This window comes from Micromonospora inaquosa, from assembly GCF_003857055.1.
Classification (GTDB): domain Bacteria; phylum Actinomycetota; class Actinomycetes; order Mycobacteriales; family Micromonosporaceae; genus Micromonospora; species Micromonospora inaquosa.
Genome location: NZ_QGSZ01000202.1, coordinates 1 through 7,738, shown reverse-complemented (window position 1 = coordinate 7,738; position 7,738 = coordinate 1). Strand labels below are relative to the sequence as shown.

Genomic DNA, 7,738 nt, shown 5'->3' with positions numbered 1-7,738 from the left:
GTCCGGGGTTAGCGGGGGGAGATTGAGCGGTAGTGGGTTTTGTCGCTGTTGGCGAGGCTGTAGGTCTGGGAGCGGGACGGGGTGGGGATGACCGCCAGGCCGGGGCGCTCGACCAGCATTGGAGTGCCCGGTGGGACGGACAGGGAGCTGTCCCGGGTGGGTCGCCAGGTCAGCACCGCCACCGGCTCACCGGGCACCGGCAGTTGGTACGCCTGCAACGGGGTGGCCCGGTCGGCGGGTGAGACGACGGGTGCGCTCCCGTCGGCCGGTCGGTAGATCACCGCAGTCATCGCACCGGCGTCGGTGTCCCAGCTGAGCTGCTGCAACTCGGCCGCCTTGCCGCCGCCGAGGGCGACTTCGCCGAGCGAGCGCACCGTGAGCTTCGCCATCGGCCAGGATGTCGGCACCGAGCGCGGCGCGTCCCGGTCCCCGATCCGGCGCGGAATGCTGCCGAACGGGCCCTGATCGCCGGCCAGCACGCAGGTGTCCAGGCCGGTGAGCGCCCGCCGGCCCGTGCCGGACTCGTCGCGGACCAGCGGGTAGCGCGGGTCGACGGTGCCGGTGCCCAGGTCGAGCAGCCGGTCGGCGGCCCGCCCACGGGGCAGTGACTCCGTGGTTCGCAGGGTCGCGGTCACGGTGACTGCCGCGCAGGACGGCACGTCGACCGGTGCGCTGAGGCCGTCCGCGATGGTCAACGTCCGGTCCCGTGGCCCGAGGAGGGTCTGCACCCGGGCCGAGACCAGGTAGCGCCGACCGCCGGCCGTCTGCACCGGCAACACGTCGGAGTAGACGAGGTAACCCGGGTCGGTGTACTCGGTGGCGCGGGTGACCTCGTACCGGTCGCCTTCACGGGTCAGTTGCAGCAGCCAGGAGGCGCTTTCGCCGGGCACGTCGGCGGCCACCAGCGCCACCGGGGCGCCGTCGACGCGACCCGAGAAGAGGATGCCGGACGAGGGCAGGTGCGCACGGTCGTCGGCCGGCGACCGCCAGCCCCGCACGGCGGCGGTGACCGCTGAGGTCGCCGCGGCGTCCCCGGAGAGGTCGCCTCGGGGCGGCCACACCGTCAGCGAGCCGTCGAGGCTGTCGTACCCGACCCGCAGGTCCTGCGGCTTCCGCTCGGCTACCGGACCGCAGGCCGTCCCGGCCAGCAGCGCGCTCAGCAGGACGGGAAGGGCCCTGCCGTACCGAAGGCCTGGAGTCACCTGGCCCGCCCCCGATCGCCTCGCCGTCGCTGTCGGAAAGCGCCATAGTACGAGATGTCCGGTGCGGTGCCTCAGTTGGCCGTCACCGGATCCGCCACAATGGACACGACCGGGGCTTTAGGGCGTTTTGGTTGCTCCGGTAGACTCCGCCGACTGTGACGCCTGCCGAGTCCCGCGCCCTGCCCGCGCCGCACAAGGAGGCGGCAGCCGACTCCGCCGACCTGGTGAATTACCGCACACCGGCCGATCGCTTCGCCGGCCCACCCGCGCTGACCGCCCCCACCACGGCACCGGCCGAGCCCCAAGCACCGACAGAGCCCGCAACGCCGGCGCAGCCCGCAACATCGACAGAGTCCGCAACATCGACAGAGCCGGCAACATCGACAGGGCCCGCAACACCGGCCGAGCCCGCAACGCCGGCGGAGGGCGCGCTGCCGACGCGGGTGCGGTGGACTCGGCGACGTCAGCACCTGGCCGTGGGCGGGCTTTTTCTGCTCGCCGCGCTCTGGGTGACCAGCCGGATCTGGCTGGACCCGTCCGGCCGGGTGGCCTCGCTCTACACCGGTGACCCGGCCCAGGTGCAGTTCTTCCTCGCCCACGCGGTACGAGTGGTGGTGCACGGCGAGTACCCGTTCTACACCGAGCAGTTCAACTACCCGGACGGCGTCAACCTGATGGCCAACACGGCCGTGCTGGCGCTGGGCATTCCGATGGTCCCGGTGACGCTGCTCTTCGGGCCGGCGGTGTCCTTCGTGGTGCTGGTCACGCTCGGCCTCGCCGGCACCGCCATGGCCTGGTACCTCATGCTCTCCCGCCACCTGGTGCGTACCCCGCTCGCGGCGGCGGTCGGCGGCTGGTTCTGCGGGTTCTCGCCCGCGATGGTCTCGCACGCCAGCTGGCATCCGAACATCATCAGCCAGTTCCTGCTGCCGTTCATCGTGTGGCGGGTGCTGGTGCTCACCCGCTCCTCCAAGCCGATTCGGGATGGGGCACTGCTCGCCCTGTTGGTCACCGCCCAGGCGTTCATCAACGAGGAGATCCTGCTCTTCACGGCACTGGCCTGCGGCGTCTTCCTGCTGGCGGTGCTCGCCCAGGAGCCGGCCCGGTGGCGGGCGGCGTGGCGGCCCCTGGGCGTTGGCGTGCTGACCTGCGCGCTGCTGGCCGGGGCGGCGTTGGCGTACCCCCTCTATGTGCAGTTCGCCGGGCCGATGGCCTACCACGGGCTCAGCGACGCGGTGCAGGACTACGGCAACGACATCGCTGCCTTCTTCGCCCCCGGCTCGCCCACCCTCGGCGGCAACCAGCGAGCCAACATCAACCTGGCGCCGAACTACTCGGAGGAGAACGCCTTCTTCGGCTGGAGCCTGTCGATGCTCGCCATCGGCATCGTGGTCTGGCTACGTCGGGAGCTGATCGTCCGGGCGCTCGCGGCGACCGGCCTGGTCTTCGCCGTGCTCTCCCTCGGCGAGCGGGTCTCCTGGTGGGACCGGGAGCTGGTCACCGGGCCGTGGCAGTGGTTGGTCCACCTGCCGCTGCTCGACGCGGTGGTGCCGACCCGGTTCGGGCTGATCACCAGCGTGGTGATCGGTCTGCTGCTCGCGCTCGCCATCGAGCGGGCCTGGGCGCTGCGTCCGGCCGACCGCCGTACCGTCCGCGTGCTCACCGCCGCGGGCCTGGCCTTCGCGCTGCTGCCGATCGCACCGATGCCGCTGCGGATGGTCTCCCGGCCGCCGGTGCCGGACTTCATCACCGCGGACCGCTGGCGGGCGTACGTCGGGCCGGACCAGACGCTGGTGCCGATCCCGGTGCCCAGCATGGGCAACACGCACGGCATGCGTTGGGCGGCCGCCACCAACCTCGACTTCAAGATCCCCGGCGGTTACTTCCTCGCGCCCCGCAACGGCAACACCGGTGACGCGGGCCGCTTCGGCGGTCGTCCCAGCGGGGTGGGTCAGATGCTGGAGGAGGTGGCGACCACCGGGCGGACGCCCAGGCTCGACGACCGGCAGCGTCGGCGCTTCACCGACGAGTTGCGGCACTGGCGGGCGGCGATCCTGGTGCTGCCGGTGCGGCAGCAGAACGTCGAGCCGCTGCGACGCACGGTCGAGGAACTGGTCGGCCCGGGCCGCCAGGAGTTGGATGTCTGGGTCTGGGACGTCCGGGCGCTCAGCGACCGCTCGGTCTGATGTCCGCCGGGACGACGTCCCCGAACACCTCGTCGCCGGCGACGGTCGGGGCGTCCCGTCCGGCCTGGTTGCGGGACGTGCTGGTGGTGGCCGGCTATCTGGGCCTCGCCGTGGTGGTGACCAGCGGGCAGTGGGGTAGCCCGTGGCGGTTGTTCCACCAGGCGGGTGACCAGATCCTCTTCGAGTGGATGTTGGCCCACGCGGCCCATGCGGTGGCCGAGGGCGAGAACCCGCTCTTCAGCACGGGGTTGAACGCGCCGGACGGGGTCAACCTGATGGCGAACACCTCGGTGCTCGGCCTGGGTGTCCCGCTGACCCCGGTCACTCTGCTCTTCGGCTCGCAGGTGGCGTTCTGCGTGGCGGTGGTCTGCTGCCTCGCCGGGACCGCCGTCGCCTGGTACGTGCTGCTGCGCCGCCGGCTGGTCAGCACCCGGGCCGCTGCCGCCGTGGGTGGGCTGATCTGTGGCTTCGCCCCGGGGATGATCGCTCAGGCCGGCGCACACCTGCACATCGCCGCGCAGTTCCTGGTGCCCGCGATCCTCGCCCTGGTGTTCCGGCCGGCCTCGGGCGGCGTACGGCACGACGGGTGGCGGCCCGACGTGTGGCGGCCCGGCGTGGGCCTCGGGTTGCTGCTCGTCTGGCAGGTCTTCATCGGCGAGGAAGCGCTGGTCTTCCTGGTGCTCGCGGCCGGGGTCTTCGCGCTGGCTTACGCGCTCGCCGACCGGGTTGCCGCCCGGCGGCTCGCGCCGGCGCTCTTCGGCCGGCTCGCGGTGGCGGCCGGCGTGGCGGCGGTGCCGCTGGCGTACCCGCTGTGGTTCCAGTTCTACGGCCCGCAGCACTACACCGGTATGGCGTTCGCCACGCAGGGCTTCCAGTTGGACGTCGCCTCGTTCACGGCGTCGGCCCGGCAGACCGTGCTGGGCGACGACTGGCTGCCGGGGCTGCTCTCGCCGAACCCGACCGAGGAGAACTCGTTCTTCGGTCCGGGTCTGCTGGTGCTCGCCGTGGTGATCGTGATCTGGCTGTGGCGACGCGCGCTGGTCCGGGCGTTGGCCGGCTGCGGAGTGGCCTTTGCCCTGCTCTCGCTCGGGACGGAGGTGCGGGTCAACGGCAACGCCACCGGCATTCCTGGGCCGTACCGGCTGGTCGCGAAGCTGCCGCTGCTCGACCTGGCGGTGCCGGCCCGGTTCGCGCTGGTGTGCGTACCGGTGCTGGGTGTGCTGGTGGCGCTCTCCCTGGACCGGGTCCGGGCCGCGCGCCGGGCGAGCGCATCAGGGCTGCCGGTACGGCTGTTGTGGGCCGGCGCGGTGGCCGCCGCGTTGCTGCCCCTGGTGCCGACGCCGATCCGGGTGGTGCCGGTCGCGCCGGTGCCGGCGTTCGTCGCCGACGGCGACTGGCGTCCGCTGGTGCCACCCGGTCGGACGGTGGTCGCGGTGCCACCGGTCACCGGTGCCGGGCGCAGCCCGGTGATGCTCTGGTCCGCCCGTACCGGTCTGGCGTTCCCCTCGCCGGGTGGCTACTTCATCGGCCCCAGCGGCCCGGACGACCCGGCGGCCCGCTGGGGCGCGCCGGACCGGCCCACGTCGGTGCTGCTACGCCGGGTGGCCGAGACCGGCGAGGTGCCGCCGCTCACCGACGCCGACCGTCGACAGGCCACGGCGGACCTGCGGCACTGGCGGGCGGCGGTGGTCGTCCTCGGCCAACTGGAGCACGGGGACCCGGTCCGCCGCACCATCGACGACCTGCTCGGCCCCGGTCGACCTGTCGATGGCGGGTGGGTGTGGGATGTGCGGGACCTCGTCTAACCCACCAACGCTCGGACGTCCCAGACCCAGACGTCGTCGACCCGCTGCGGCGGCCCGATCAGGCCGGTGACCAAGTCGCGGAGCACCGCCTCGCGCGGGTGGGCCCCGAGGACCACCACCGACGCCCGCCAGAACCGCAGATCCTCCACGGCCTGGCGGCGGTTCTCGTCGGTCAGCGCCGGGACGACGTCCTTGTCCATCGTGGAGTAGATCAGGGAGCTGGTCGGTCGGTTCGGCGCACCGAAGACCCCCTCACCCAGCTCATTCGGGCCGATGAAGTAGCCGCCGGGGATGGGGAACTCCTGCCCGGTCAGCGCGCTCCAACGCAGCGTCGGCAGGCCGTGCACGTTGCTCGGGATCGGCACGGGCACCAGGGTCCGACCCGCCGGCACGTACGGCCGCCAGCCGCCCGCGGTGATGAAGTGCGGCGGCGGGTCGATCTGCTGGGCGGGCAGCGGTCGGGGGAAGAGCGGCAGCACGGCGAGGGCGACAGCCACGTACCCCACTGGGCGCACCCATCGACGGAGCGCCGCGATCGGCGCGGCCGGCTCGTCGTCGGACGTCGCTGGCGCCGCCTCGCCCGTGCGCTGGGCCGGCACCCGGGGCCGGTCGGCCGCCGGACGTCCCTGGCGGTACGCGGCGTCCCAGGTCAACGCGAGCAGTACGCCCACCGCGGCGGCGACGACCAGCGTCAACCGGGTCGGCATCATCATCTCGACCAGTGGCAGGTCGTCCGACACGTACGACCACGGGCCACGCACAGCGGTCTCCACGCCGTTGAAGCGCACCCACGGCCCGATCGCGGCCACGCTGAACACCACGATGAGCACCGCGACGATCCGCGCGGCCAACGACCGGCGTACGAGCAGCACCAGAGCCACCAGTGAGAGCAGCACCAGCGGCCAGCCGAACCAGGTGTTCTGCTCGGTCAGGCCGATCGTCTTCTCGACGGCCGGGTCACCGGCCCAGGTGTCCCGGGCGAAGGTGACGAAGGCGACCAGGTCCTCACCCCAGTTGTGGAACACGCCGCCCTGCAGGCCCCGGTAGGACTGCGGGCCGTTGAACTGGAACCAGATCGGGTACGCGGTGAGGACCAGGGCCAGCCCGCCGGCGACGCCGAGCCCGGCCAGGAACGTGCCGGCGGCGGCCCGGGTGGCCCGCGGCCGCTGCACGGCGTACGCCAGCACGACGACCAGGCAGGCCAGCGCGGTGAGCAGCAACATCTCCTCGTTGATGAAGATCTGGTACGCCACCAGCGCACCGAGCACGAGCCCGTTGCGCCGCCACCGGCCCGGCTCGGCCAGGGTCAGCACCCGCACCACGATCAGCGGGAGCAGGAAGTTGGACACGAAGTTGGGTTGGCCGTTGGCGTGGTGGATGATGCCCGGCGCGAAGCCGAGGAACGCGCCGCCGACGAACGCCGCCGCCCGGGAGCGCACCAGGTGGCGGGAGAGCATCCAGTACCCGGTGCCGGCGGTGGCCGCCAGCGCCGCACCGAGATAGAGCGCGTACATCACCTGGGGGCCGAGCAGCATGGTCAGCGGGGCCAGCGGCAGGGTCACTCCGAGCAGCGAGGTGTTGGCCATCATGTTCACCCCGTCCGGGGCGTTCTGCCGCGCCGTGAACAGCGGGTTCTCCAGGTGCCGCACCGAGTACGCGCCGTGTGTGAACAGCCATTCGAACCAGCTGTGGTCGGTGGGCAGGTGCGAGGAGACCCGGCCGTTGACGTCGCCCCAGTAGTTGAGGCAGACGAAGATGCCCAGCAGCACATAGGCTCCGAGGGCCAACAGGTCTGTTCGGGCCGGACGGCGTCGAGGTCGCCGCGTCGGCGCGACCTCTGCCGGATCGGCGTCGGTCAGGGGAATCAGCGAAGGGTCTACCACCGGCACAGCCACGACGCGCCATCGTACAGGCGGGGTTCCGTCGCTTTTGCCGGCCCGGTGCGCAGACGGCCGGTTTGCCGGACGGTGACCCGTCGGCCAGCCACGCCTGGTGACGGAAGGACGATCGTTGTCGATCATCGAGCTGGGTGAGATTCGGGACGAGCCGGCGTCGACGCCCCCGGTTCGTGGCCCGCGCGCCACCGGTCGCCCGCTGGGCGGCGCCGCGGTGCTGCTGCTCAGCCTGGTGCTGTTGGCCGGCGCCACGCCGCCGGCGCAGCGAACGGTGAGCGTGGTGCCGGCGTCCCGGCTGGCCACCGCCTACCTGGCCGCGGACGGCGTCTTCGTGGTCGACCCGCCGACACCCGACGGTGACCGGTACCTGACCGCGTACGCCCAACCGTCACCGCCCGGCGCTGGTGTGCGGCGGCGGTGGCAGGCGCCGCTGGCCCGCATCGGCGACTACCTCGACGTCCGGGTCGAATGGGGGTTGGTGTTGGCCACGGCGGCCAACGAACCGAACCGGGTGTTCCAGACCACCGCCTTTGACGGCGCGACGGGCGAGCAACGGTGGCGGCATCCGGGGGCTCTGCAACCGACCGCTGGCGGCGGCCTGCTGTTGACCGACGTCCGCGAGGACGGTGCGGGCGTGATGAGCCGGGTGG

At 72.5% G+C, this 7,738-nt stretch carries 4 protein-coding genes and 1 pseudogene; 3 read left to right on the top strand and 2 right to left on the bottom strand.

Annotated elements, in window-relative coordinates; translation table 11 throughout:
* Positions 1–8 precede the first annotated feature (8 nt).
* Positions 9–1,202 carry a hypothetical protein gene (locus DLJ59_RS14480; protein ID WP_124773033.1) on the bottom strand — a complete coding sequence of 398 codons (1,194 nt, stop codon included), beginning with the start codon at positions 1,200–1,202 and terminating at the stop codon, positions 9–11.
* A 431-nt stretch (positions 1,203–1,633) separates the two neighbouring features.
* On the opposite strand from DLJ59_RS14480, the gene DLJ59_RS14475 reads away from it, so the two are divergent.
* Together DLJ59_RS14475 and DLJ59_RS14470 are read left to right on the top strand one after the other, a co-directional pair.
* Positions 1,634–3,388, top strand: a complete 1,755-nt coding sequence (locus DLJ59_RS14475; RefSeq protein ID WP_425271423.1) for a DUF6311 domain-containing protein — start codon at positions 1,634–1,636, stop codon at positions 3,386–3,388.
* A complete protein-coding gene (locus DLJ59_RS14470) occupies positions 3,388–5,193 on the top strand; it encodes a DUF6311 domain-containing protein (protein WP_124773032.1) in 1,806 nt (601 codons plus the stop codon). Before DLJ59_RS14475 ends, DLJ59_RS14470 begins: the two co-directional genes overlap by 1 nt.
* Here DLJ59_RS14470 and DLJ59_RS14465 read toward each other — a convergent pair.
* A complete protein-coding gene (locus DLJ59_RS14465) occupies positions 5,190–7,088 on the bottom strand; it encodes a DUF6311 domain-containing protein (RefSeq protein ID WP_124773031.1) in 1,899 nt (632 codons plus the stop codon). The two genes, DLJ59_RS14470 and DLJ59_RS14465, sit on opposite strands and share 4 nt — an antisense overlap.
* 115 nt (positions 7,089–7,203) lie before the next feature.
* Here DLJ59_RS14465 and DLJ59_RS14460 point away from each other — a divergent pair.
* Positions 7,204–7,738, top strand: a pseudogene (locus DLJ59_RS14460) (hypothetical protein); the annotation flags it as partial.

Excerpts from the sequence above, each read along its gene's own strand:
- DLJ59_RS14470 (WP_124773032.1), top strand. The coding sequence starts at position 3,388 with ATGTCCGCCGGGACGACGTCCCCGAACACCTCGTCGCCGGCGACGGTC.